Origin of the sequence: Polaromonas sp. (assembly GCF_029945925.1) — a bacterium.
Lineage (GTDB): Bacteria > Pseudomonadota > Gammaproteobacteria > Burkholderiales > Burkholderiaceae_C > Polaromonas.
In genome coordinates this window covers 128132-152537 of record NZ_JAQSDN010000043.1, presented here as the reverse complement: position 1 = coordinate 152537, position 24406 = coordinate 128132, and the positions used below count along the sequence as shown (strand labels likewise).

General features: G+C 54.5%; 24 protein-coding genes. All 24 read left to right on the top strand.

Features of this window, described 5'->3' with window-relative positions:
- The first annotated feature begins 2 nt into the window (after nt 1-2).
- The 24 genes from PSV40_RS14950 to PSV40_RS14835 all read left to right on the top strand — a co-directional run bounded on the left by PSV40_RS14950 (nt 3) and on the right by PSV40_RS14835 (nt 24403).
- A complete protein-coding gene (locus PSV40_RS14950; protein WP_300539255.1) occupies nt 3-845 on the top strand; it encodes an FkbM family methyltransferase in 843 nt (280 codons plus the stop codon).
- Nucleotides 821-1516 carry an HAD hydrolase-like protein gene (locus PSV40_RS14945; RefSeq protein ID WP_300539158.1) on the top strand — a complete coding sequence of 232 codons (696 nt, stop codon included), beginning with the start codon at nt 821-823 and terminating at the stop codon, nt 1514-1516. Before PSV40_RS14950 ends, PSV40_RS14945 begins: the two co-directional genes overlap by 25 nt.
- Complete coding sequence (locus PSV40_RS14940; RefSeq protein WP_366915025.1) at nt 1509-2276, top strand: aldolase/citrate lyase family protein; 768 nt, start codon at nt 1509-1511, stop codon at nt 2274-2276. Before PSV40_RS14945 ends, PSV40_RS14940 begins: the two co-directional genes overlap by 8 nt.
- A 48-nt stretch (nt 2277-2324) precedes the next feature.
- Entirely contained in the window at nt 2325-3077 is a 753-nt protein-coding gene (locus tag PSV40_RS14935) for a 3-deoxy-manno-octulosonate cytidylyltransferase (RefSeq protein ID WP_300539155.1), read from the top strand.
- A 278-nt stretch (nt 3078-3355) separates the two neighbouring features.
- The gene (locus tag PSV40_RS14930; RefSeq protein WP_300539153.1) at nt 3356-4294 is read left to right on the top strand and encodes a methyltransferase domain-containing protein; all 939 of its coding nucleotides are present in this window, start codon (nt 3356-3358) and stop codon (nt 4292-4294) included.
- Nucleotides 4295-4310: 16 nt separating this feature from the next.
- Entirely contained in the window at nt 4311-4955 is a 645-nt protein-coding gene (locus PSV40_RS14925; RefSeq protein WP_300539150.1) for an acyltransferase, read from the top strand.
- A gap of 38 nt (nt 4956-4993) precedes the next feature.
- On the top strand, nt 4994-6157 hold the full coding sequence (locus PSV40_RS14920; RefSeq protein WP_300539148.1) for a glycosyltransferase family 4 protein: 1164 nt from the start codon (nt 4994-4996) through the stop codon (nt 6155-6157).
- A 4-nt stretch (nt 6158-6161) separates the two neighbouring features.
- The gene (locus PSV40_RS14915; RefSeq protein WP_300539248.1) at nt 6162-6722 is read left to right on the top strand and encodes a methyltransferase domain-containing protein; all 561 of its coding nucleotides are present in this window, start codon (nt 6162-6164) and stop codon (nt 6720-6722) included.
- Between the two features lie 28 nt (nt 6723-6750).
- Entirely contained in the window at nt 6751-7527 is a 777-nt protein-coding gene (gene rfbF / locus PSV40_RS14910; RefSeq protein WP_300539146.1) for a glucose-1-phosphate cytidylyltransferase, read from the top strand.
- Nucleotides 7527-8624 carry a CDP-glucose 4,6-dehydratase gene (gene rfbG / locus PSV40_RS14905; RefSeq protein WP_300539143.1) on the top strand — a complete coding sequence of 366 codons (1098 nt, stop codon included), beginning with the start codon at nt 7527-7529 and terminating at the stop codon, nt 8622-8624. Before rfbF ends, rfbG begins: the two co-directional genes overlap by 1 nt.
- A gap of 14 nt (nt 8625-8638) precedes the next feature.
- Nucleotides 8639-9124, top strand: coding sequence for a dTDP-4-dehydrorhamnose 3,5-epimerase family protein (locus PSV40_RS14900; RefSeq protein WP_300539140.1), 486 nt, complete (start codon nt 8639-8641; stop codon nt 9122-9124).
- Nucleotides 9121-10260 carry a DegT/DnrJ/EryC1/StrS family aminotransferase gene (locus tag PSV40_RS14895; RefSeq protein WP_300539137.1) on the top strand — a complete coding sequence of 380 codons (1140 nt, stop codon included), beginning with the start codon at nt 9121-9123 and terminating at the stop codon, nt 10258-10260. Before PSV40_RS14900 ends, PSV40_RS14895 begins: the two co-directional genes overlap by 4 nt.
- Nucleotides 10257-11231 (top strand): glycosyltransferase, encoded by a 975-nt coding sequence (locus PSV40_RS14890; protein ID WP_300539135.1) that lies wholly within the window; start codon nt 10257-10259, stop codon nt 11229-11231. Before PSV40_RS14895 ends, PSV40_RS14890 begins: the two co-directional genes overlap by 4 nt.
- A 132-nt stretch (nt 11232-11363) precedes the next feature.
- Nucleotides 11364-12221: a class I SAM-dependent methyltransferase gene (locus tag PSV40_RS14885; protein ID WP_300539133.1), complete on the top strand. Its 858-nt coding sequence runs from the start codon at nt 11364-11366 to the stop codon at nt 12219-12221.
- Nucleotides 12222-12355: 134 nt separating this feature from the next.
- The gene (locus tag PSV40_RS14880; RefSeq protein ID WP_300539130.1) at nt 12356-13246 is read left to right on the top strand and encodes a polysaccharide deacetylase family protein; all 891 of its coding nucleotides are present in this window, start codon (nt 12356-12358) and stop codon (nt 13244-13246) included.
- Nucleotides 13243-15408 carry a GNAT family N-acetyltransferase gene (locus PSV40_RS14875; RefSeq protein WP_300539127.1) on the top strand — a complete coding sequence of 722 codons (2166 nt, stop codon included), beginning with the start codon at nt 13243-13245 and terminating at the stop codon, nt 15406-15408. The genes PSV40_RS14880 and PSV40_RS14875 overlap by 4 nt, the downstream gene beginning before the upstream one ends.
- A gap of 5 nt (nt 15409-15413) precedes the next feature.
- Complete coding sequence (locus tag PSV40_RS14870) at nt 15414-16361, top strand: NAD(P)-dependent oxidoreductase (RefSeq protein WP_300539124.1); 948 nt, start codon at nt 15414-15416, stop codon at nt 16359-16361.
- Between the two features lie 77 nt (nt 16362-16438).
- Nucleotides 16439-17524, top strand: coding sequence for a GDP-mannose 4,6-dehydratase (gmd, locus tag PSV40_RS14865; RefSeq protein WP_300539122.1), 1086 nt, complete (start codon nt 16439-16441; stop codon nt 17522-17524).
- Nucleotides 17525-17554: 30 nt separating this feature from the next.
- Entirely contained in the window at nt 17555-19033 is a 1479-nt protein-coding gene (locus PSV40_RS14860; protein ID WP_300539119.1) for an oligosaccharide flippase family protein, read from the top strand.
- Nucleotides 19034-19058: 25 nt separating this feature from the next.
- The gene (locus tag PSV40_RS14855) at nt 19059-19907 is read left to right on the top strand and encodes a hypothetical protein (protein ID WP_300539116.1); all 849 of its coding nucleotides are present in this window, start codon (nt 19059-19061) and stop codon (nt 19905-19907) included.
- 85 nt (nt 19908-19992) lie between these two features.
- Nucleotides 19993-21057 carry a glycosyltransferase family 2 protein gene (locus PSV40_RS14850; protein ID WP_366915024.1) on the top strand — a complete coding sequence of 355 codons (1065 nt, stop codon included), beginning with the start codon at nt 19993-19995 and terminating at the stop codon, nt 21055-21057.
- On the top strand, nt 21058-22023 hold the full coding sequence (locus PSV40_RS14845; protein ID WP_300539110.1) for a GDP-mannose 4,6-dehydratase: 966 nt from the start codon (nt 21058-21060) through the stop codon (nt 22021-22023).
- A 21-nt stretch (nt 22024-22044) separates the two neighbouring features.
- Nucleotides 22045-23286 carry a class I SAM-dependent methyltransferase gene (locus tag PSV40_RS14840; RefSeq protein ID WP_300539107.1) on the top strand — a complete coding sequence of 414 codons (1242 nt, stop codon included), beginning with the start codon at nt 22045-22047 and terminating at the stop codon, nt 23284-23286.
- Nucleotides 23279-24403: a glycoside hydrolase family 99-like domain-containing protein gene (locus tag PSV40_RS14835; protein WP_300539104.1), complete on the top strand. Its 1125-nt coding sequence runs from the start codon at nt 23279-23281 to the stop codon at nt 24401-24403. Before PSV40_RS14840 ends, PSV40_RS14835 begins: the two co-directional genes overlap by 8 nt.
- Nucleotides 24404-24406: the final 3 nt, after the last annotated feature.

The following is a 24406-nucleotide window of genomic DNA, read 5'->3' as shown; positions in this document are numbered from 1 at the left end:
AAGTGATAAAAGCAATTAAGAACTTCGTCAAGTCTGCCATCAGGTTCGCCATGGATACCGCTGTCAAAACAGAGGTCGGTCGCTATTTGTTGGAGCAGGTGTTGAGTACTGCCTTGAGCAGGACCGCTACAACACAGCACAATGGCATTGAACTTACTTTTGCTGTACCGAACAGCATGAACCACTTCCGGATAGAAACCTTTTCAACCAAGGAGCCCGAAACTCTCCAGTGGATAGACCGCATGGAGCAGGGGTCAGTAGTTTGGGATATTGGCGCGAACGTAGGGCTTTACTCCTGTTATGCGGCAAAGGCCAGAGGCTGCACGGTATTTGCGTTCGAGCCATCGGTATTCAATCTGGAGCTGCTTGCAAGGAATATTTTTCTGAATGACCTTACAGGCAAGGTCACCATGATGCCGTTACCTCTTGCGGACCGACTTGCTACAAGCACCTTGAACATGTCGATGACTGATTGGGGCGGAGCGCTGTCTACCTTCGGGGAGTCGTATTCGTATGACAACAAACCGTTGATCAAAGTGTTTGAGTTTCGGACCTTGGGGCTCTCTATGGATGACGCGGTCAAGCGTCTTGAACTTGCGCAGCCGGACTACATCAAGATGGATGTGGATGGCATCGAGCATCTGATTCTCAAGGGTGGTTTCGACGTCCTGGCTAAGGTTAAGGGCGTATTGATTGAGATCAACGAGGAATTTACGGAGCAGTCAGTAGATTCATTCAGATATCTCAGTGAATGCGGTTTGGAATTGATCGAAAAACGCCATTCTGAAATGTCCGCCGGAACTCCTGTGTTCAACCAGATATGGCGCCGCGCGGCGACAAGATGATCCCGAATCGCCTAGAAGCCGGCATCGTGCCGAATGATCACGTGTTGTCGGCAATGCGAATTGTTTTCTGGGACTTCGATGGGGTCATCAAGGATTCGGTTGCGGTCAAGACGGTCGGTTTTGAGCAGCTCTTTCTGCCTTATGGGCAGGAGGTGGCCGATCGTGTCAGGCAACACCACGAGGCGCATGGTGGGGTTTCCCGCTACAAGAAGATGCCCATCTATCTTGAGTGGGCTGGCGAAACGGCTACCGCAGCCAATATCCAGCATTTCTGTGACAGGTTCTCGAGCCTGGTGCAGCAAGCGGTGATTGATGCGGCCTGGGTTCCCGGAGTACGTGAGTATTTGCTGGCGAGGCATGCCTCTCAGTATTTTGTGCTGGTCACCGCTACACCCCAGCAGGAAATTGAACAGATATTGAGAGCGCTCGAGATCGCCCACTGCTTTCGGGAGGTTTACGGTGCCCCAACGCCTAAAACAGAGGCCATCAGTCGTGTTCTACAGCATCTAAAATGCCCGTCGGGGCAGGCCTTGATGATCGGGGACTCTGAAACCGATCTTGAAGCGGCTGACGCCAACGGGGTTTCATTTCTGCTCAGGCGCACCGGGCTGAACCGATCTTTGCAAGCGCGCTATTCCGGGCCAACATTTGACAAGTTAAATCATGAATAAACTGAATGCCATCCGGGAAATCCGGAGCCGCCTGCGCCAAGGTGATCACTCCATCGGCAGTTGGATGCAAATTCCCGATACTTCGGTGGCCGAGATCATGGGGCAGGCCGGCTATGACTGGGTGGCTGTTGATATGGAGCATGGACCGGTATCTGCGCACCAGCTGCCCGATCTGTTTCGAGCGCTGGAGCTGGGGGGCACCTTGCCGATGGTGCGTCTGGCGCATGGGCATGCCAAGGATTGCAAGCAGGCTCTTGATTCAGGTGCCGGCGGCGTGATTGTGCCCATGATCGAAACTGCGGGGCAACTCGCGGCGGTGCGTGACGCCTGTCGCTGGCCGCCCGCAGGTACGCGAGGCGTGGGTTTCTCGCGCGCCAACCTTTTCGGCAAGCACTTTGAAGCCTACCGGGAGGAAGCTCAGGCGCCTTTGCTGGTGGCGATGCTCGAACACGGCCGGGCGGTTGACAACCTGGAATCGATTCTCGATGTGGACGGATTGGATGCGGTGCTGATCGGGCCTTACGACCTGTCTGCTTCCATGGGGTTGACGGCGCAATTTGACCATCCTGATTTTTTGTCCGCCATGGCGAAAATTCTCAAGTTGGCGCTGGCGCGCAAGGTCCCCTGCGGCATCCATGTGGTTGCCCCGTCTGCAGAACAACTGAACCAGCGAATCTCGGAAGGCTACCGGTTTCTGGCTTATTCGATCGATGCTGTCATGTTTAATCAGGCAGTCACCCGGCCCAAGGTGGGCGCATGAGACTTGTTTCTTTCTGCCTGTATTTGATTTTCCAATGAAGGAGTTCGTGTGAATATCGTTGCTCTTATCCCCGCCCGCATGGGCAGCAGCCGGTTTCCGGGCAAGCCCATGGCAACATTGCTAGGGAAGCCCATGATTGGTCATGTTTACGAAAGGGTGGCCAAGAACCCGCTGCTGACGGTGACGGCTGTGGCGACTTGTGACCAGGAAATCGCTGACTACGTTCGGAGCATAGGCGGACGGGCCATCATGACCGGTAGCCACCACGAGCGGGCATCGGACCGCTGTGCCGAGGCGCTGGAGGTGCTGGAAAAGGAAGATGGCGTGACCTATGACATCGTGGTGATGGTGCAGGGCGATGAGCCCATGACGCACCCGGACATGATTTCCGAGGCCGTCAGTCCCATGCTGTCGGATCCGGCCATCAAGGTTGTCAATTTGCTCGGCACGATTGAGTCCGCCAAGGAGTTCGAGGACCGCAACTGCATCAAGGTGGTTTGCGACCTGCAGGGCAACGCGATCTATTTCTCGCGCGAGCCCATCCCCACCCGTGCCAAAGTGGAGGTGGTGCCCATGCACAAGCAGGTCTGCATCATTCCGTTTCGCCGGGACTTCCTGCTGGAGTACACCCGCATGATGCCGACGCCCCTGGAGGTTGCTGAGTCGGTGGACATGATGCGCGTGCTGGAGCACGGAATGAAGGTCAAGATGATTCCCACCAGCCACAGCTCCTATTCAGTGGACACGCCGGACGACCTTGCCCGAGTGGAGCAGATCATGAAGTCCAAGGCCGTGGGCTGACGGTCGTCTTGTCGGTTCCCCGTTGAGTTTGTTGTGGGCGATGCGCCTTTTCCGGCGCTTCCCGCGGCTGCAGGTCTTTAGAAGGCTGCCCAAAAGCCACTGGAACGGCGATTTTGGGCCTCCTAGGCCCTGAAAACGGTTTTTTAAGCATAAAAAAGACCTGTAGCCCTTTAGAATCGGGTGCAGATAGCTACTAATTTCATAGCATTTATCCGGCTGGTAAATGAGGTGAATGGTTCCTGTGGCCATGGCGCGTTGACGGGTAAGCTCAAGTAAACATGAAAACCAGCACCAGCATCGAATCTTTCAGGCAGTTTGCCGCGGCGTACGCGCCTTTCCCTTGGGAGCTTAACGAAGACACCCACCAGAAGGATGTGCGGGGCAAGCACAGCGTCCTCGTCAGCCTGGTCCGTTACTGGCACGTCTTGGGCTATCTGGAGACGCTGGCAAGCCAGGGCAAGCTTCGGTCGGTCATGGACATCGGCTCCTACCCCGGGAGCTTTATCAAGATCATCCGGCACTTTTTTGGCCAGGGCGTGGCATACATCGGCATAGGCCTTGGTTTTTCCGCTGAATACAAAACCGAGATGGAAAAGCTGGGCGGCACGCTTTTCGAGACGGAGCTTGACCCGGAATTCATCCAGCCCAAGGCCGTCCGGGAATGGCCTTTCTCGGGTGTCGATTGCTGCATCTTCCTGGACGTGATCGAGCATCTGGTGAATCCCATCGATTGCCTGGACAGGATCAACAAGTCGCTTCGCATGGGTGGCAAGCTGATCATCACGACCGACAACATCACCGCGCTGGGTTATATCGTGCCCATGCTCAGGCGCGGTGAGAGCCCCAACATACCGCCAGTCCGTTCCCACCTTTTTTACCGTGGCGACTGGCGTCCGCACTTCAAGGAGCTGTCGCGGGGCGAGCTGGCTTTCTTCCTGGAGTATTGCGGGTTCACGCTGCAGGAGCACCAGTACTTCGAGCGCGAGCAGGGCGATTATTACTTCGATGCCAATGGTCAGGTTTACAGGCAGAGCCGCTACAAAGGCTTCAAGGGCATGGTCCGCAAGGCCTTGTTCCGTTACCTTCCGCACCTCAGGGATCACCAAGTGCTCATCGCCGAGAAGGTTGTCGAATGTGACGCACAAAAGTCGTCTCGTCCCTCGCCTACTGAAGACATGGGCGAGTGGCTGAGGATTCGCGAGTCGTTTGGGCTTTGAGGCACGGAACCAGCTTGTGAAATCCCTTTCCAATGCGCTCATCAAGCTGGTCGTGGCCCTGCGCGTTGGCGTGAGCAGTCGCTCCCAGCGTGTAGAGCACCTCCTGTATTCGCTACGGGTCATGCGGGTGACGGTGTGGACCGTCCTGCGGTTTGGCCATTATTTTGAGCGGCTTGGCGAAGATGCGCGCTTTGTCGGGACGCCGGAATTCGACCCGGATTTTCGGGAAGCACTGGTTGTGAATATAGGTAGCGGTGTTGTGTTTTACCCGCGCGTCAGCATCCGGGGTCGTGGCCGCCTGACGATTGGTGACGGGTGCAGCATCAATGGCGGCGTGATTTTCGGGCTGACCTGTGACCTCACTCTGGGTGCCAATGTGATGATTGCGGACAATGTTTCGTTTCGCACCGCCGACCACGAATACTCAGATCTTTCAGTGCCCATGATGCATCAGGGTGAGAGGCCTTTGGCCATTCAAGTGGGTGATGATGTCTGGATAGGGGCCAATGCAACCATTTTGCGGGGCGTCGTTGTGGGCAAGGGCGCGATCATTGGCGCCCATGCCGTAGTGGTGCGAGATGTGATGCCCTATGAAATCGTCGGCGGCGTGCCGGCTAAAAAAATCGGAAGCCGGTTGCCTGAAGCCGGAGTGCAGGCATGAGAATCGCCATCTGGTGGGAGCAGGATTCATGGGGGGGGGTGGACACCCACCTGCTGACGTTGTTGCAAAACTGGCCGGACGCCAATGACCGGTTCGTGATCTTCTCCAATGCCGGCAACCAGGGTGTGGCGCGCATCGCGCGCGCGCTGAGTAAAATTCCGGCCGTGACATTGGTGTCCTTTCCCGAGGGTGCCAACACCGGTTTGTCGGTGTTGACCAGGGTGATCCGGCATTTTTCGCTACCCTTGCGCTTCTGGCTGATGAAGCGTCGGGCGCAGGACGTTTTCAGTCGAAATGGCATCTTTGATGCATTGCTGGTGGACAACGGTGGTTACCCGGGCGCCTGGGGCAGCTTGGCGGCCGTCTGGGCGGGCGCCGCGGCAGGCATTCGCACAAGAATGTTGCTGATCCACCATTGCGCCATTGCGCGCGCTGCGCTGCGCTACAACGTTGAATCCCTGATTGACATCGGTGTGCAGCGATGGGCCACGGACTTGGTGGCCGTATCCCGCGCGACCCGCGAAACCTTGATCGAGCAACGGGGGTTTTTTACCGTGCGCAATCCCATTCGCGTCATCCATAACGGCGTTGACCTTGCGCCCGCAAACGAAGAGGCAGCCCCGAACTTGCGAGCCAGCCTGGGCATTGCGGGCGATGCGTTTGTAGTCGGCATGGTGGGCCGCCTGGAGCGCTACAAGGGGCAGGAAGACCTGGTGTTGGCGTTAGGTGAGTTGCCGGTTGCGGCACTGGCAAAAGTCGTGGTGGTCTTTGTCGGAAGCGGTGAAACGGCTGAACAGCAGCGGCTTGAAGCCATGGCCCAAAAAATCGGGGTAGCCTCCAGGGTTCGGTTTGCGGGCTACGTCGAAGGGGGCGTCGGCGCGCTGATGCGCCAGTTTGACCTTCTGGCCATGCTCACCAAAGATTTTGAAGGCTTTGGCTTGACGATTGCCGAAGCCATGTCTGCCGGAACACCCGTCATGGCGACGCGGGTGGGCGCGGTGCCCGAGTTTGTCTCGACCGACATCGCTACGCTCGTCCAGCCGGAGGCGCCAGACGAAATTGCCGAAGCGCTGGTTGAGATCATGTCGAATCGGGAAGAAACGCAGCGCCGGGCGGCAAGGGCCCGGCTGCATATCAGCAAACACAGCGGACAGGCCATGGCCAGGAAATTCCATCGCCTGCTGCTGGTTTCAGGTGGATGACTTGATGATGAAAGTCAATCTGGGTGCGGGTACGGATGTCCTGAACGGCTACGTCAATCATGACGTGGCAGACCTGGCTGGCATTGACGTGGTCCATGACCTCAATCAGTACCCTTGGCCATGGGAAGACGGATCCATCGAAGAAATCAAGATGTATGACGTCCTTGAGCACCTGAACGACTTCATGAGGGCCATGGAAGAAATATCCAGGATACTGGCACCGGGTGGCCGCTGCATGGTGAGCGTTCCCTACTGGAACAGCTGGTGCGCGCATGCAGACCCGACGCACAAGCGGGGGTTTCACGAAATCACCTTCCGGTTTTTTGATCCGGATTCAAGTTACTGTCAGGAGCGCCCCTATTACACTAAAGCGCGTTTCAGGATAATCGAGGAAGAATTTGTTTTGGCACCGTTCAGCCCTTACTTTGCGCTGCCCGGTGTGGGCGAAATACATGTCAGGCGCGCATGGAGCAAAAAAATCGTGGGCCTGATTGGCAACTACCTGATATCCAACCTTATCCATGACTTGCGCTTGACGCTTGAAAAGCCGCGAGTTGTCCCATGACCCAGACATATATCCAGGCAGAACAAGCGTGAAAACAGTTATCTTATGCGGCGGCTTGGGTACCCGGTTGAGCGAGGAAACGCAACTCAAACCGAAACCCATGGTGGAAATTGGCGGGCAACCAATGCTTTGGCACATCATGAAAATTTATGAGCGCCATGGTTTCAATGACTTTACTCTGGCGTTGGGTTACAAGGGCGGGGTGATCAAGGACTACCTGCTTAACTACCATGCCCGGCTCAGTGATTTGACCGTGCATCTGAAAACCGGACGGGTTGATTATTCGAATCCGACTGCCGAAGATTGGCAGGTGTCGCTCATAGACACCGGCACGAACAGCATGACTGGTGGGCGTCTGCTGCGTCTGAAATCACACCTTCAATCAACCGGCACATTCATGTTGACCTACGGGGACGGTGTGTCGGATGTGGATCTCACCGCACTGCTTGCTTTTCATCGCGGCCATGGAAAACTGGCGACGGTGACTGCCGTGCGGCCGTCCGCGCGTTTTGGCGGGCTGCACATCGGGGGCGGCAGGGTGCTGGACTTCAAGGAAAAGCCGCAGTCCGGCGAAGGCTGGATCAATGGCGGTTTTTTTGTATTTGAGCCTGGTGTTTTTGATTACCTTGCAGACGATGCGACAGTGCTAGAGCAAGCGCCGCTGGAGACGCTGGCCGCAGAGGGGCAGCTAATGGCCTATGAGCATCCCGGCTACTGGCAGTGCATGGATACCGTGCGCGACCGTGATGCCTTGCAGTCTGCTTGGGACAGCGGCCACGCTCCGTGGATCAAGCAGGTCAATTGATGTTTGCCAATAGTTATCACGGACGGCGCGTACTCATTACCGGGCATACCGGCTTCAAGGGGAGCTGGCTGACTGCCTGGCTGCTCAAGCTGGGCGCAGACGTGGTCGGCGTGTCAAAAGATGTGCCGACCCAACCTTCGATGTTTGAGGAGTTGTCGCTGGCCGGCCGCATCAGGCATGTTCAGGCAGACATCCGTGACCTTGCTGCGATGCGGGAGCTCGTCTTGCTCGAGCAGCCTGATTTTGTTTTTCATCTTGCTGCCCAGGCCATTGTTTCGGCCTCCTATGCTGATCCGGCAGAGACGATATCGACCAATGTGGTCGGAACGATGAATATTCTCGAGGCGCTACGGCAACTGGTAAAGCCCTGCGCTGCGGTGCTCGTCACCAGTGACAAGTGTTATGACAACGTGGAATGGGTGTGGGGGTATCGTGAAACCGACAAGCTGGGCGGCAAGGACGTCTACAGTGGTTCAAAAGGTGCAGCGGAGCTGGTTATTAACTCCTACCTGCATTCGTTTTTTCAGGACAAACATCCAGTTCGCCTGGCGGTAGCGCGGGCGGGAAATGTTATTGGTGGTGGCGATTGGGCAAAGGACCGTATCGTGGTCGATTGCATGCGGGCTTGGAGCGAGGGGGGGAAAGTGGAGATACGCAGCCCTCAAGCTACCCGACCCTGGCAACACGTGCTGGAGCCCTTGAGCGGCTACCTGACGCTTGGCCAGGCACTTGACCAGCGGTCACAGTTACACGGCGAAGCGTTCAACTTTGGCCCGCGGGCCGAGCAAAATCGCAGTGTGGTCGAGTTGCTGGGGGATCTAGGGGGGCGTTGGGGTTTCGACAGCTCTGACCAAGCCTACAGTGTCACTGCCGATATTCCTTTCCACGAAGCGGGCCTGCTCAAGCTCAATTGCGATAAGGCCTTGCTCGAATTGAAATGGGTGCCCAACCTGGATTACGCCGAAACCATCCGGCTGACAGGCGACTGGTACACCGCTTTCTACAAAGAGAAGGCTGACATGTATGCCCTGACGATGGATCAAATTTCCACTTATGAGCGTGCGGGTATCGAGAGAGACCGGGCTTGGTCTCATTAGAGAGAGATGAGTACATGGCCGCCGCCAACCAAAACCCTATAACCAGTGCGATCATGGGCGTGACCCTTGCGGGTCTGCGCCAGATTACGGATGAGCGCGGCGCGGTGTTGCACATGCTTCGCAGCGATGCACCGGATTTCACCCGCTTTGGAGAGTGTTATTTTTCCGAGGTCCAGCCTGGCGCCGTCAAGGCGTGGAAACGTCACCGCATGCAGACTCAAGTCCTGGCGGTGCCGGTGGGGCGGATTCGCATGGTGATGTATGACGACCGCGCAGAGTCCACCACGAAGGGGCAGCTGCAAGAGCTGGAGCTGGGACGGCCGGACGCTTATTTACGCTTGCGTATCCCTCCTGGGGTCTGGTATGGTTTTGGCTGCTTGGGTGCTACGCCTGCGTTACTGGTCAATTGTGCTGATTCACCTCATGACCCTCATGAGAGTGAAGTTTGCCCTCTCAATGATCCCGTGATCCCCTATAGATGGGATGGGAGGACGCCATGACTCAAAGCCCGGGTTCTCAGAAGTTGATTCGCCTCTCCAAATCGTCCATTGGTGCAGCTGAAAAGCATGCCGTGATGGGTGTGCTGGATCGCGAGTACCTTGGTATGGGCGCAGAGGTTCAGCAGCTGGAGCTTGCGCTCAGTCACTTTTTTGGCAGAACCGCGCTGTGCGTCTCGAGCGGCACTGCAGCGGTGCATTTGGCTGTGCAGGCCTGTGGCATTGGTTCCGGCGATGAGGTGTTGGTGCCTTCGCTGACCTATGTGGCATCTTTCCAGGCAATCTCTGCCACGGGGGCTCGGCCGGTAGCCTGCGATATCGATCCACAGACCTGCCTCCTGGACTGGAAGGATGCCGAGCGGCGACTGACGGCACGAACAAAAGCCGTCATGCCTGTGCATTACAGCGGTGGGATTGGCGATCTTGATGGTTTGTACGCCTTCGCCCGGCGCCATGGCCTGAGGGTTATTGAGGATGCGGCACATGCATTTGGTACACGTCAGCGGGGTGAGCGGGTGGGCGGGTTCGGTGACATCGCATGCTTCAGCTTTGACGGCATCAAGAACATGACCTGCGGCGAGGGCGGCTGCATTGTGACGAATGACGAGGTTGTGCTGCGCAGGACTCAAGATGCACGTCTGCTGGGCGTCGAAAAGGACTCGGAAAAGCGATATTCGGGCCAGCGAAGCTGGGAGTTTGACGTCACTGCCCAAGGGTGGCGCTATCACATGAGCAATATCATGGCAGCGATAGGCCTTGAACAGCTTGAGCGATTTCCCGTAATGGCCGCCACGCGCCAGCGGCTGGCTCGCCGATACGATGAGTTGCTGATCGGCCATCTGCGCATCTTTCCATTGCCGAGGGATTACAGCCAGGTTGTGCCACATATTTACCCGGTGCGAATCCGGGGCATGTTGGATCGCAAGGCATTGCAGGCCAAGCTTCTTGAGCGGGGCATACAAACGGGTGTCCATTACCAGCCCAATCACGACCTTACGCTCTTCCGTGATCCAGATGCGTTGCCATTGCCGGTAACTGACCGGACATTCCCTGAGCTGCTTACATTGCCGCTACACGTGGACCTTACAGAAAAGGATGTCGAAGCCGTGTGTGTTCATTTGAAAGCCCTGATCCAATGAACACCCAGCAGGTGTCGATGCCGGGTCAAGCCGTGCCGCCCGTGGTGAGCGTCATCATGAATTGCCTCAATAGTGCAAAGTACCTGCGGGAAGCGATAGATTCCGTATACGCGCAGACTTATCCGCACTGGGAGATTATTTTCTGGGACAACGCCTCCAGTGACAACAGTGCAGCGATTGCCCAGTCTTATGGGGATGGTCGCCTGCGTTACTTTCGGGGGGACACCACCGTGCCGCTAGGACACGCCCGCAATCTGGCTATTGCCCAAAGTCGGGGCGAGTTCATCGCTTTCCTGGACTGTGATGATCTCTGGTTGCCTACAAAGCTTGAGCGCCAGGTCCCCCTGTTCGTGGCGGACAAGGACGTGGGGCTTGTTTACTCGGACACCTATTTCTTCAATGAAGAAGGATTCCAGAAGCGACTTTATTCAGGAAAGACGCCTTACAGAGGGTATCGATTTCCAGATTTGTTGAATAACTATCTGGTCTCCCTTGAGACGGCAGTTGTGAGAAAGACTGCGCTGGATTCGCTGGATCACTGGTTCGATGTGAACTTCAACATGATCGAGGAGCACGATCTTTTTGTACGGGTTGGTTTGGACTGGAAAATTGATTTCTCGCCGGATGTCCTTGCGAAATGGCGGGTACACGATCAGAGCCTCACCTGGAAGGCGCCTGAATCGTTTATCCATGAAACCAAAAGCATGCTTGAAAAGCTTGAGCAACTGCCAAAAATTGTCGAAACCTATTCCCGTGACGTGACATTGGCATGGCATGGGCTGGCACTTGCAGAGGCGAAGATGTACTGGAAAAAAGGGCAAGGCGTAGCGGCGCGAAAGCGTATTCGCAATGATCCGGTTCGCGATTTGAAGGCCTGCCTGATATGGTGCGCAAGTTTTTTGCCTTATGCGTTTGTTGAGTCTATTCACAGGGGCGTGTTTGGTTCGGTCACTCCGAAGGAAACTGCCTGAATTCGAAAATCTGTATGTACTTGTCGCCAGATCTGGAACAAAAAATTTTGGGTGCGACACGGACGTTTGTTTCTCCGGGTTTCTGCGGCATCTCCCCGCCAAGCATTGGCTATTGAAAGCGGTCCAAAACACATGATTGCGCAGCTGGAAAATCTTCTTCATTCTCGCGAGGCTGACTCCGACGGGATTTATGGCGGCATGCCGATGGTGTGCACGGCTCAATCAGCAGAAATCGAACTGCGCGAGCGCGTTGCCGCGGAGTGCTACGACAATTATCTCGCTGCACTCAGCGCCAGCCATTCGATACCAGTGATGGACCATGAGGTCGACCGTTTCCTGGCGACCATCCCGCGGGGCGGGCTGATTCTGGATGTCGGCGGTTGCTGGGGCTGGCACTGGCGCCGTATTGCGCAGACACGTCCGGATGTAGGTGTGCTAATTGTGGATTTTGTGCGTTCGAACCTGCCGCACGCCAGGAATGTACTCGGCAGTCTGGTTGGCCATCAAGTGGGGCTCATGCATGCCGACGCCACTGCGTTGCCGTTCACGATAGACGAAAACTTCGCCGGTTTTGACGGCATCTGGACCGTTCAGACGTTCCAGCACATCCCTGATTTCGGCAAGGCCGTGTCAGAGGCTTGTCGGGTTCTCAAGAGTGGCGGTGTATTTGCCAACTATTCGCTGAACGTCCAGCCACACATTCGTTGGCTCCGCCGCCTGCTTGGCCGGGGTTACCTGACGAAAGGGTGGGTGGAGGGATCATTCTGGCTGGCCCGGGCCTCGGATGATCAAAAAGAGTCCATTGCGGCCACTTTCGGCAGCACGGTCTCGGAGCGCTGGTCCGAAATACTGTACAGCCCTGAGTTACGCTTTACGGCGCCCGGGAGGCCGGGAAGCGTGTTTGGTAAGCTTGACGCCTTGCTGTCGAACAATGCTGGTTTTCTCGGTTGGTTCGCCAGGCAGCGTTCCTTTCACTGTCAAAAGCCCTGAGGCCGGCCTATTTTTCGCAGCTTTTTTGCATCTGCTTCCAATGACGTTTTCTCATCTCCCCTCACTCTCTGCGCGCTTTGGTTCATTCCGTTTGCCGAGCAGCATTGAGTTGAACAAAGCCTGATGTCATTGCAATGTCATTGCATCACCATATTCTGGCTGCGGCCTACTACCCCGTCAGGGTGCTAAAGGCAGTTGGTCGATCAGTTGGGCTTGTGCCTGGGAACCAGCTTCGGGTTCTTCTCTATCATGATATTGCGCCTGCTGATCAGGCAAATTTTGCTTCCCAGCTGCGTTGGCTGCAACGTTCCTGGAATTTCGTTTCAGTTGAGCAATTCGAATCGATGGTCTCCGGCAAAGAGCCGATTCACGGACGCAATTTGCTTTTGACTTTTGACGATGGGTTTACCTCCAATCGTGTGGTGGCGGAGGAAGTACTGAACCCCATGGGCATTCAGGCACTATTTTTTGCGGTTTCCGGGCTTGTGGGCATCACGGACCGCCTCGAGGCCCGACGGCTGATTGCCGAGCGCATTTACCCGGGGACACGCGCGGAGGAGCTGCCGGCGCACTGGGGCAACATGGGCTGGGGCGATCTTGAAGCGCTGCTGGAGCAGGGGCACGCCATTGGCTGCCACACGGGCACCCATGCGCGCTTGTCTGGCGTTGATTCCCCCGACGGGCTGGAGCGGGAAATCACGTCGAGCGCCGACACGCTGGAGCAACGTCTTGGTGTCTCCATCGATCATTTTTCCTACACCTTCGGAAATCTTGCGAGTTTCAGTGAGGAGGCTCTGGCCGTGGCGAGGCGCCGTTTCCGCTTCATTTACAGCGGGTTGCGCGGAGACAATGCACAGGGGGGCTCGCCGTTTGCGTTGCGGCGCGATTCAGCCGAATTTCAGGACGAATTTTCCAATTACACGGTATTTCCCAACAAGCTTCTGGGCGCGTTTCTTGAGGGCGCAGCAGATGCCCATTACGCCCCGTCACGAGCAAGGCTGGATGCCTGGAATCTCCGCGAATGATGACCCAGGCTCCTTTGCCTGCCTGGAGCAAGCTTTTCGGTGCAATGATGCGCCGGCCGCTCCCTGATGCGGCGCTCGCGGCGCCATGGCATCGGGACGGCGAGAGTGCCGGCTGGCTGTCGCGGTCCGCCTGGTCCCTTGCGCTCATTGCGCTATGGCGGAAAAGTCGGACGTCCTCAACTCAGCCAACGGCCTGGTTGCCGGACTTTTTCTGTAATTCTTCTTTGCATGCATTGCGGCTGACGGGGTTCAAGCTGGTGTTTTACCCGCTGACCCCCCAAATGGAGCCCGACATGGTTGCGTGTCGGAAGTTGGCGGGGATCAACCCCCCGGACATGTTTTTGCTGGTCCACTATTTCGGCCGCCCCGTGCATCCTGCGCCGGCAAGCGACTTTTGCCGACACTACGGGGCATGGTTGATTGAGGACGCTGCACATGTGTTGCGTCCGCTGGATGGCGTTGGATCTGGCGGCGATTTCGTCATTTACAGCCCCCACAAGCACCTGTCTGTCCCGGATGGTGCCGTATTGGTGGTGCGCCCAAATGGTCCGGGAGTTTTGGGGCAAGCCATCGTCACGTCTTTTGGCCCACCTCTCACCTGGGCTGGCCAGCTTCGCGATTTGCAACAGCAAATGGGTCCGGCCGTCAAAAGCAGTCAAGTCCACGCGTGGTTCTGGCTGACCAAGCGTGTACTGCAAAAACTGGGTTTTCGCGGGCTGCGCGGGATGACCACGCCATTTGCCGAGTCCCCGGACTCGAGCGAGGCTGCGGCTCAGGCGGTGGTTGCACCCTCGCCGAGCGGGCTTGGCCGGCGCCTGTTGGGGGGGCTGATTGGCGACCTTGGCCGGGTAGCTCGACACCGTCAGCGTCACCAACTGCTCTGGGATGCCTTGCTCGTCGACGATAATGCGAGTGTGGGCGACTTGCCCATGCTCGCCGAGCGATCTGAGAGCCGGGCGTGGACACCTTACCTTGGCGCTTATCAGGCTGACTCCATCCGCCGCGCCGAAGCCATGTACGACCGTTGGCAGGGCCAGGGCTTGCCGGTGACGACGTGGCCCGATTTGCCGCCTGAAGTGATGCTGGACAGGGAGCAGCACGCCAACGCTTGGCATTTACGTCACACGCGGGTATACCTGCCGGTACATCAGAGCCTGGTTGTGCGGGAGATGGTAAGACATCGCGGTCCGTCCGGCCCGCCTCCAGGGGGGCAATCGCAGCTTCGGCTTGTTTGGGGCGATGCATCCCCGGGTCAGTGGAGCGAGTGGATGGTGCAGTCCGGTCGTTCCAGCCTGCTTCAAAGCTGGGCGTATGGCGAAGCCAAATTGGCGGATTCTGGCTGGCGAGTGAAGCGCGGCGTTTTTTACCGCGGAGGTGAGATCATTGCCTTCGTGCAGCTGCTGCAAAAGTCTGTAGCCGGGATACTGCGTGTTTCACGCATCAATCGGGGTCCTCTATTTTTGAAACCGCCGGGTTTGGCGGAAGTGACGGCAGTCTGGACGGAACTGGCAAGCTTGGGAAACGTCTTCCGCGGCAAGGTCCTTGCCGCAGCGCCGGAGCTTGACCTCTCGGGGCCGCATCTGGACCTGATGGCGGGGTTGGGCTTTCGCCAGTTTTCCCCGGTAGCATGGGAATCGGTGTGGATTGACTTGAGGATGGAGTTGAGTGAACTGCGGAAAAAACTTGATGGCAAATGGCGCACTGCGTTGATATCCGCTGAAAAGCATGGCTTGCGCCTGGAGTCTGGCAGTGATGACTACCTCTTCGAATGGATGATGGAAAGATATCGGGAGCTGATGCTGGAGAAAGGCTTTACAGGTGCTCCTGTAGCCTTGTTACTGGCCTTGCGTGCCCATTTGCCTGCAGAATCCCAGTTGCTCATATTGCGCGCCATGCATGGCGAAGAGGCTGTTGGAGGCATTTGTCTGGTTCGTCATGGGGCCGCGGCGACCTATCTGCTTGGCTGGAACGGCCCTGCTGGCCGGCGCCTCAAGGCGAATCAGTATTTGTTGTGGAACGCCACGGTGTCTCTCAAACAATTGGGTCTGGAGTGGTTCGATCTGGGGGGGATCAATGAAGACGATACGCCTGGAATTGCCGCCTTCAAATTGGGCTTGAAGGGAAAGCCGTATGAGTCTGTTGGTGAATATTGGAAGTTGTGAGACCTATGGAAACAGTTGCTATCACGGGTGCCTCCGGGTACATAGGAAGACATCTTGTTGCCCAGCTCAGGCGGCTTGGAAATGTCCGTATCAAGGTACTTTCCAGGCGGAATCAACGGACCCCTGGGTCCGCGCAATTTGGTTCCGGTGTCGAGGTCGTTGAAGGAAATCTTTTCATGCCGGATTCCTTGAAGGGGTTCCTGGAGCCCGGCTGTACTGTTGTGCACCTTGCTTACCTTCAGGGGGGAGGTGAAAGTGAAAATCTCGCCGCGACTGCCAATTTGCTCGAGGCGTGCAAGGATGCAAACATAAGACGCCTGATTCATTGCAGCACGGCCGCCGTCGTGGGGCGCGTGCCCGACAACATCATTACCGAGGAAACGCCTTGTAATCCGGTGAGTGAGTATGGCGTTACCAAACTGAAGATCGAAAAAGCCGTGGTTGATGCTGCAGTCGGTAGTTTTGATGTTGCGATTTTGCGTCCTACTTCCGTTTTTGGCCCGGAAGGGGGGTCGTTGAAAAAACTCATCGGCAACCTGATGGCCAGGAAAACTATACGCAATTATTTGAAGTCTTGCCTTTTCAACAGGCGCCGCATGAATCTAGTTCACGTGGGCAACGTGGTTGCCGCGGTGATCTTCATGGTCGAATACAAAGAGAATTTTGGGGGCGGGATTTTTATAATTTCAGAAGACGATAATTCCAGAAACAATTTTGCTGATGTAGAGCAGTTTCTTATGCGCCAGCTCGGATTGACCGACTACCGTATCCCAACGATTTCCATTCCACTGCATCTGCTTTCCCTCTTTTTAAAACTACTCGGCAGAAACAATGTGAATCCGCTTTGCAACTACGACCCTCGCAAACTGCTGGATATGGGCTTTACGCGCCCCGTTGAGTTTGAAGTCGGGTTGAGGCATTATTCCGATTGGTACCGATCTAACAGTCTTTGAAGAAAAAGTGGGATTGTGACGCCGGATAGCGCACTGCCCAAGACCTCGACAATATCAAGTCAAACTGAAAATCCCCCATGAAAAAAACTGCATTAATCACTGGCGTCACAGGGCAGGACGGCGCCTACCTGGCAGAGCTTCTGTTGAGCAAAGGCTATGTTGTGCACGGCATCAAGCGCCGGGCATCGTCGTTCAACACCGCCAGAATTGACCATCTGTACCATGACCCGCATGAGGAAGATGTGCGCTTTTTCCTGCATCACGGTGACTTGACGGATTCCTCGAACCTGGTTCGTCTGATCCAGAAGATTCAGCCCGACGAAATCTACAACCTTGCCGCCATGAGCCACGTGGCCGTGAGCTTTGAGTCACCAGAATACACCGCAGACGTGGACGCAATGGGGCCGTTGCGCATGCTTGAAGCCATCCGGATTTTGGGCCTGGAGAAGAAAACGCGCTTTTACCAAGCGTCAACTTCTGAGCTGTATGGCCTGGTTCAGGAAATACCGCAGAAGGAAACCACGCCTTTTTACCCGCGTTCACCTTATGCGGTCGCGAAGTTGTATGCATACTGGATCACCGTCAACTACCGCGAGGCATATGGTATGTATGCGTGTAACGGGATTCTTTTCAATCATGAATCCCCCATTCGTGGAGAAAACTTTGTCACCCGGAAAATCACAAGAGCCTTGGCTCGCATCAAGCTGGGCTTGCAAGAACATCTCTACCTGGGCAACCTGAATGCCTTGCGCGACTGGGGTCACGCCAAGGACTATGTAGAAATGCAGTGGCTCATGCTGCAGCAAGAACAGCCGGAGGACTTTGTGATTGCCACCGGAGTGCAATACAGTGTTCGCGATTTTGTCAGCATTGCAGCGAAAGAGCTGGGCATGGACATTCGGTGGGAGGGAGAGGGGCTGCAGGAGAAGGGCTATAACGCGTCCAGGAAATGTATTGTTTCGGTGGATCCACGTTACTTCAGACCCACGGAGGTTGAAACTCTTCTCGGAGATCCCTCCAAGGCCAAAGCCAAGCTCGGCTGGGAACCCAAGATCACTTTTTTCGAACTGGTTCAGGAGATGGTGCGCGAAGACCTCAAATCCGCAGAACGTGATGAACTGGTGAAAAAGCACGGCTACTATGCGAATGCCTATCACGAGTAAGTGCACGTGAGATTGGAACGCAATTTGCTCGTGGGGCTGGCCAACTCGGGGTGGTCGGCAATTCTCAGTCTGGCGGTTGTACCACTGTATCTTAAATACTTGGGTATTGAGTCTTATGGGTTGATCGGGTTTTTTGTCACGACTCAGGCGTTGTTTCAGTTGCTGGATATGGGCATGGCGCCAACGATCAACCGCGAGGTTGCACGCTGTACGGCGTCCGGTAACATGCGCGAGGCCAGAAGTCTCCTACATACCCTCGCAGTTATCTATTGGGCAATGGCGGTTGCAATCGCCGTAGCAGTTTTCATTTTTGCGCCATTCATCTCGCAATATTGGTTGCAGTTAAATAAATTATCGCCGGATACTGTTTCCCATGCTGTAGTTTTGATGGGAGTTGTTGTCGCTGCTCGTTGGCCAGTTGGACTATACCAAGGAGCTCTATTGGGAGCACAACGCCTGGCAGTATCGAGCAGTATCAATATTGTAATGGTGACCCTTGGAAGTTTGGGCGCGATAGGCATACTCGAATTTATATCTCCAACTATTGAAGCGTTCTTTATCTGGCAGGCGGTAGTAGGTCTTGTCTACGCAGGAATTATGCGTATGGCAGCATGGCAGGTCATGGGTGTTGAACAGTTTCAGAGATTTGATTGGAGCGCACTAAAAAAGGTTTGGCGTTTTTCGGCCGGAATGAGCTTGATCGCGTTATCTGGAATCATATTGTCCCAGTTGGACAAGGTCATTCTGAGTAAGTTGCTAGGACTGGAAGAGTTTGGGAAATATATGCTCGCAACCGTAGTTGTGAGCGGCTTGTATGCGGTGGTCACACCATTTTTCAACGTCATCTATCCGCGGTTTTCGGCAATGGTGGCAAGCGGCAATACTCTTCAACTTGAAGAGGCCTACCGTTTAAGTACCCGAGTCTTGGCGATCGTGCTTTTTCCCCTTGCAATGTTTCTGGTACTTTTCGCTGAAGAGCTTCTAACCGCATGGACGGGCAACGTGGGAATCGCAGAGAGCGTTGCGCCTCTTGTAAAGCTGCTGGTGGTCGGATCAGCTTTGCATGGCATCATGTATATGCCTTATGCGCTGCAATTGGCATATGGAGAAACGCGTCTGCCCATTTTCATCACGCTGATCTTGATCATTTTGCTGGTGCCCTTGATTGTTCTGTTAACCTTGACACGGGGGGCACAGGGAGCAGCCATGGCATGGCTGGCTTTGCACGTGGTGTACTTGATAATTGGTACGTGGCTGACGCATCGTCATTTGCTTAAGGGGATCGCTTTTGCCTGGTTCTTTCAAGATGTGGGCATCCCTTTTATCGTGACCGCAATTGTTGGTTTACTGGGCGGGCTATGGTCTCAGGCGATGGTGCATTCTGTTTACGGAAAACTGATTTTTGGAATATTTTTAGCATTCACAGCCGCCATGGTGGCTACCGCTTTATCTTCAAAATTGCGACTCATTGTGTTGAGTAAATTTGGCTGGGTAAAATCCAGCGTCTGAATTTGATTTTTATAACGAAAAAAGTATGATCAGAAAAGCCACTAATTATCTGCTTGACATGCGAGACAGGCAGCGTATAGCTATTGCATTGAGTAAAGGCGCCGCAATGATGGGCGCGCGAAATATAGACTTGAGCAAGCCCGGGAGTTGGGAGTTCTCAGGTTTCAGCCAGAACGGCGAAGACGGAATTCTTGATGTATTGCGCAAGCAATTGCTCCGCAGCAATCGCTACTTTATCGAGATCGGTGCTGCTGACGGCATTGAAAACAACACCGGGTGGCTGCTGGTCGCCGAAAAATACAGTGGGCTACTGATTGAAGGCAGCGCCCATTTGGTGGAGCGGGCCAAAAGAACGGTTATTGGCTATAGCATTGGCGCGGAGATTCGCGACATGTTTGTTACCGTAGAAAGTGTGCGTGACATTAAAGCGCTGGCATTTCACCATGACCCGGATGTGTTCTCGCTCGATATTGATGGCAATGACTATTATATTGCAAAAGCCATTTTCGATAATGGCTTCAGGCCGAAAATATTTGTAGTTGAATACAATTCTGTTTATGGTCCCGAGCGGAGCACAACGGTCGAATATCAGTCCGACTTTGTGTTCACAAAGGCCCACCCCAGCCATCTCTACTACGGCGTCTCCATTTCTGGCTGGACGAATTTTTTCAAATCCTACGGCTATCAGTTTATTACGGTTGATCGAAATGGCGTAAACGGATTTTTTGTAGACCCAGATTGTTTTGATGAAAGTTTCCTGGATGGAGTAGAGGGATTGAAGTTTGCGGAAAATAAATCGCAATTCAAGAAATTCAGAAAATCAAGCGCTGAGCAGTTTGAATTAATTGCGGACCAGAAATTCGTAGTGATTTAATAAGATATTGTCTGTAATCTAAAAAGGTAAACTGAAGTACTTAATTGACATTTCAGTCGTACGTTCAATTTCTGCTGTGTTGTAAATGATTGATTCTCGGCCATTACCGTCTACCATGTTTGAGTTGTCCATATGCATAGCGACATTGAATAGAGCTCGCTTCATTGGAAAAACCCTCGACTCGATCGTGGATCAGATCGAAGACGGTGTTCAGCTTGTCATCGTTGATGGCGCCTCGCCGGACAATACGGCCGAGGTGATGGCGCAATATTGCGCACGCTATCCGCAAATTGTTTATCGTCGTGAGTTGACCAATTCGGGCGTGGACGCCGATTACGACAAGGCTGTCGCCTACGCCACAGGGAAATACTGCTGGCTGATGACGGATGATGACCTGCTGAAGCCCGGTGCTATTCAACGGGTTTTGACCGCGATGAAGGCCAGTCCCGATCTGATCGTGGTGAATGCGGAGGTAAGGAGCGCTGATCTTTCGGTGGTCATGGAAAAGCGGCGTCTTGATTTCTTGGAGGATGTTTGTTATTCCGGTTCCCGAAAGGATGAATTTCTCAGAGAGGTTGGTTCATACCTTTCGTTTATTGGCTGTGTCGTCATCAAAAGAGAAAAATGGATGACCAGGGAGCGACCTGCCTACTATGGATCTCTCTTCATTCATGTAGGCGTCATATTTCAAAAGCCCTCCATTGACGACGTTCTTGTCATCAGCGATCCATTGATCGAAATTCGCTACGGCAACGCGATGTGGACCCCGCGCGGGTTTGAAATCTGGATGTTCAAGTGGCCTCAACTCATATGGTCATTTCCTGAGTATTCGGACGATGCCAAGCGCGCGGTTTGCCGCAAGCAACCATGGCGCAGTGTCAAGGCATTGTTTCACCAGAGAGCTATGGGTTCTTATTCCATCAATGAATTTCGCAAGTTCTGGCCAGAGAGCAGGCGCGGTCTGGAAAGTCGGACTGCCTGGCTGATAAGCCGGTTTCCTGCTTCTGCAGCCAACTTCATCATGGTTTTATATTTTTCCCTGAGGGCCAAAACCTCCGGAATGGCTTTATACGACCTGCTCCACAGCCGGCACGCGACAGCAGCCAGCTTCAGGCTGGCTAAGGCTTTTGGCGTGAAGCCCTTGTCCTGAATGAAAGTTGCACTGATTACCGGAATAACGGGGCAGGACGGCTGTTATTTGGCCGAGCTGTTGCTCGGGAAAGCGTACCGTGTGATTGGGGCGGTGCGGGATGTAGGCGTTGCTCGTGCAAAGCTTCCGGTAGAGCTGGCGCAAAGAGTCGAGTTGGTGAAGTGGAACATGTCTAGCCAGGCTGAAATGAAGGAGGTGATCGAACGTGTCAAACCTTCAGAGATTTACAATCTTGCAGCCTATTCGTCAGGCTCCGGCATGTATGACGACCCTGTGGGAATTGGTGACGTCAACGGATTGGCTGTGTTGCGCATCCTTGAGGCCATACGGGAAGTAGATACTGAAATCCGGTTATGCCAAGCTTCAAGCCGTGAAATTTTTGGCGAGGCTGTTGAAAGCCCTCAAACGGAATGCACACGTACGAATCCTCGAAGCCCTTACGGCGCTGCAAAGGTTTTTGCGGATGCCTCGATTCGCATTTATCGCCAGCGCTACGATATGTTCGCAGCTTCAGCCATTTTGTTCAACCACGAAAGTCCCCGTCGAGGTCTGTCGTTTGTCACCAGGAAGATTACATACGAAGCCGCGAGAATAAAATTAGGGCTTGGAACGCAATTGAGTCTCGGCAACCTGGATGCGCGGCGCGACTGGGGATTTGCCGGAGATTATGTCCGCGCAATGTGGTTGATGTTGCAACAATCTCGCCCGGATGACTATGTTGTGTGCACAGGCGAAAGTCATTCAGTGCGGGAACTATGTGAGTATGCGTTTGCACATCTCGGACTCGACTATCGGGACTACGTGCGGGAAGGTGAGGATTCTTATCGCCCGAATGAACCGGCCTTGCTCGTGGGGTCAGCCGCGAAGGCCAAGCGTGAGCTGGGCTGGAGTCCCGAGATTGGATTCAGGACGCTTGTAAGCATGATGGTCGATGCTGATCTGCAATTGCTCGATGCAAAAACATGAATATTTAACAGGACATTAACAATGTACAAAAAGGTCAGTAAGTGCAGGATCTGTGGCAATACGCAACTCGAATGCGTACTGGATTTGGGCGAGCAAATGCTCACAGGAGTGTTTCCCCGAAAAAAAAATGCAAACGTGACAATCGGCCCACTGCGGCTGGTGAAATGCGTGGGCGGCTCCGAGACTTGTGGTCTATTGCAGATGGAGCACTCCTACGATCTTGCCGAAATGTACGGCGAGAATTATGGATACCGCTCAGGCCTCAACGCCAGCATGGTGGCGCACTTGCATGGCAAGGTCAAAAGAATCCTTGGGCAAGTCGACCTGCGTGCCGGTGACCTGGTTCTGGATATTGGGAGCAACGACAGCACTACATTGAAGGCTTATCCATCCGAGGGGCTTGTGCTTGCAGGGATCGATCCAACGGGCATCAAATTCCACGCCTATTACCCAAAACATATTGATTTGATCCCCGACTTTTTCTCGGCCGCCCTGGTCAAAGAACGCTTTCCAGGGAAAAAGGCCAAGGTCGTTACTTCATTCTCGATGTTTTACGACCTGGAAGCCCCGATGGCTTTTATGCAGGAAGTTCATGAAGTTCTGGCCGATGACGGGATCTGGGTATTTGAGCAGAGCTACATGCCGACAATGCTGGACACCAACTCCTATGACACGGTGTGCCATGAACATCTGGAGTTTTACGCGTTGAGCCAGATCAAGTGGATGGCTGATCGGGTTGGATTCAGGATTCTGGATGTTGAGTTCAATGATGTAAACGGGGGCAGTTTCTCGATCACCGTGGCAAAAGGTTCAGGAGACGAAGTCCCGGTGCCGGCGGTCCAGAAAATTCTCGACACTGAGCGTTCAAGGGGGCTTGACACGCTTGCGCCTTTTCATGCCTTTGCTGATCGTGCGGCTCGTACCAGACGTGATTTGCTTGCGTTTCTCCAAGTGGCCCGAGCTGAAGGCAAAACGGTCGCTGCTTTGGGTGCGTCCACCAAGGGAAATGTCCTTCTGCAGTACTGTAATTTGACTGAAAATGAGATCCCGTTTGTAGGGGAGGTCAATTCTGAAAAATTCGGCTGTTTTACGCCCGGAACCTGGATACCCATTATTCCCGAGGCCGAGTTGCTCGCCAAAACCCCCGACTACGTCATGGTGTTGCCTTGGCACTTCAGAAGTTTTTTTGTCAGCAACAAGAAATTTTCAGGTATGAACTTGGTGTTCCCGTTACCTGAAGTTGAGGTGGTAAAAATTGCATAACGCCGCCCCGGGTCAAGGTGATTTGCCGCATTGTTCTGGTCCGGAAAAAACGGCCCGCATTATTGCCTTTTATTTGCCTCAGTTCCATCCGACTCCCGAAAACGATTTGTGGTGGGGTAAGGGGTTTACCGAGTGGACCAATGTTGCCAGCGCAAAGGCCTTGTTCAAAGGGCATGAGCAGCCCCGCGTCCCCGCAGATCTGGGATTTTATGATTTAAGACTGCCGGAAACCAGAGTTGCGCAGGCAGAGATGGCCGCGAGTTTCGGTGTTGAGGGCTTTTGTTATTGGCACTATTGGTTTGGAGGTCGCCGCATGCTGGAGCGGCCTTTCAATGAAGTCCTGCACTCAGGCCAGCCAGATTTTCCGTTCTGCCTGGGTTGGGCCAATCACTCATGGAGCGGTATCTGGAAGGATGAGCCTCACCGGTTGTTGATCGATCAGACCTATCCTGGGGAAGAGGATGATAGGGCGCATTTCGAGTACCTGCTGAAGGCGTTCGCAGATCATCGTTACATCAGGGTTGATGGCAAACCCATGCTTGTCATTTTCAAGCCTACCGATGTGCCGGAGGCCAAAAGGCGATTTGACTTCTGGCGTGGACTGGCGTTAAAAGCAGGCCTCCCTGGTCTGCATATCGTCGGGATCAACATGCTGGATTTTGAGAGCGCCACGGAACTGGGACTGGATGCCGTGACAATGTCCACGCTGGCTGTAACCAACACCTCAAATGCGGTCGTCAATGAAGTTTCAAGAATCGCCTGGGGCATTCGCCGAAGACTGCCGTTGGGCGGACCCCGTGTGGTCGAATATCGTGAAGCCATCAAGCACTTGGTGCCAGACCTCAATCAACTCGACTGTGAGGCTTATCCCTGCGTTTTCCCTAACTGGGACAACACGCCCAGAAAAGGGCGCAAGGGGCTGGTCCTGGCAAATTCAACCCCTCAACTTTTTGAGCAACATTTACGGGATGCTGTCCAGGCTGTCGCTGGCCGCGAAGAAGAGCACAGAATTGTTTTTCTGAAATCCTGGAATGAATGGGCTGAAGGGAACTATCTTGAGCCGGATACCAAATGGGGTCTCCAGTACCTCGAGGCACTCAAACGGGTTGTAGGGTAGTCG

What these genes read in the sequence shown, in the direction of transcription:
- PSV40_RS14945 (WP_300539158.1), top strand. Translation starts at nt 821, where the DNA reads ATGGCGCCGCGCGGCGACAAGATGATCCCGAATCGCCTAGAAGCCGGC.
- PSV40_RS14940 (WP_366915025.1), top strand. Translation starts at nt 1,509, where the DNA reads ATGAATAAACTGAATGCCATCCGGGAAATCCGGAGCCGCCTGCGCCAA.
- PSV40_RS14930 (WP_300539153.1), top strand. Translation starts at nt 3,356, where the DNA reads ATGAAAACCAGCACCAGCATCGAATCTTTCAGGCAGTTTGCCGCGGCG.
- PSV40_RS14915 (WP_300539248.1), top strand. Translation starts at nt 6,162, where the DNA reads ATGATGAAAGTCAATCTGGGTGCGGGTACGGATGTCCTGAACGGCTAC.
- rfbG (WP_300539143.1), top strand. Translation starts at nt 7,527, where the DNA reads ATGTTTGCCAATAGTTATCACGGACGGCGCGTACTCATTACCGGGCAT.
- PSV40_RS14900 (WP_300539140.1), top strand. Translation starts at nt 8,639, where the DNA reads ATGGCCGCCGCCAACCAAAACCCTATAACCAGTGCGATCATGGGCGTG.
- PSV40_RS14895 (WP_300539137.1), top strand. Translation starts at nt 9,121, where the DNA reads ATGACTCAAAGCCCGGGTTCTCAGAAGTTGATTCGCCTCTCCAAATCG.
- PSV40_RS14890 (WP_300539135.1), top strand. Translation starts at nt 10,257, where the DNA reads ATGAACACCCAGCAGGTGTCGATGCCGGGTCAAGCCGTGCCGCCCGTG.
- PSV40_RS14885 (WP_300539133.1), top strand. Translation starts at nt 11,364, where the DNA reads ATGATTGCGCAGCTGGAAAATCTTCTTCATTCTCGCGAGGCTGACTCC.
- PSV40_RS14880 (WP_300539130.1), top strand. Translation starts at nt 12,356, where the DNA reads ATGTCATTGCATCACCATATTCTGGCTGCGGCCTACTACCCCGTCAGG.
- PSV40_RS14875 (WP_300539127.1), top strand. Translation starts at nt 13,243, where the DNA reads ATGATGACCCAGGCTCCTTTGCCTGCCTGGAGCAAGCTTTTCGGTGCA.
- PSV40_RS14870 (WP_300539124.1), top strand. Translation starts at nt 15,414, where the DNA reads ATGGAAACAGTTGCTATCACGGGTGCCTCCGGGTACATAGGAAGACAT.
- gmd (WP_300539122.1), top strand. Translation starts at nt 16,439, where the DNA reads ATGAAAAAAACTGCATTAATCACTGGCGTCACAGGGCAGGACGGCGCC.
- PSV40_RS14855 (WP_300539116.1), top strand. Translation starts at nt 19,059, where the DNA reads ATGATCAGAAAAGCCACTAATTATCTGCTTGACATGCGAGACAGGCAG.
- PSV40_RS14850 (WP_366915024.1), top strand. Translation starts at nt 19,993, where the DNA reads ATGATTGATTCTCGGCCATTACCGTCTACCATGTTTGAGTTGTCCATA.
- PSV40_RS14845 (WP_300539110.1), top strand. Translation starts at nt 21,058, where the DNA reads ATGAAAGTTGCACTGATTACCGGAATAACGGGGCAGGACGGCTGTTAT.
- PSV40_RS14840 (WP_300539107.1), top strand. Translation starts at nt 22,045, where the DNA reads ATGTACAAAAAGGTCAGTAAGTGCAGGATCTGTGGCAATACGCAACTC.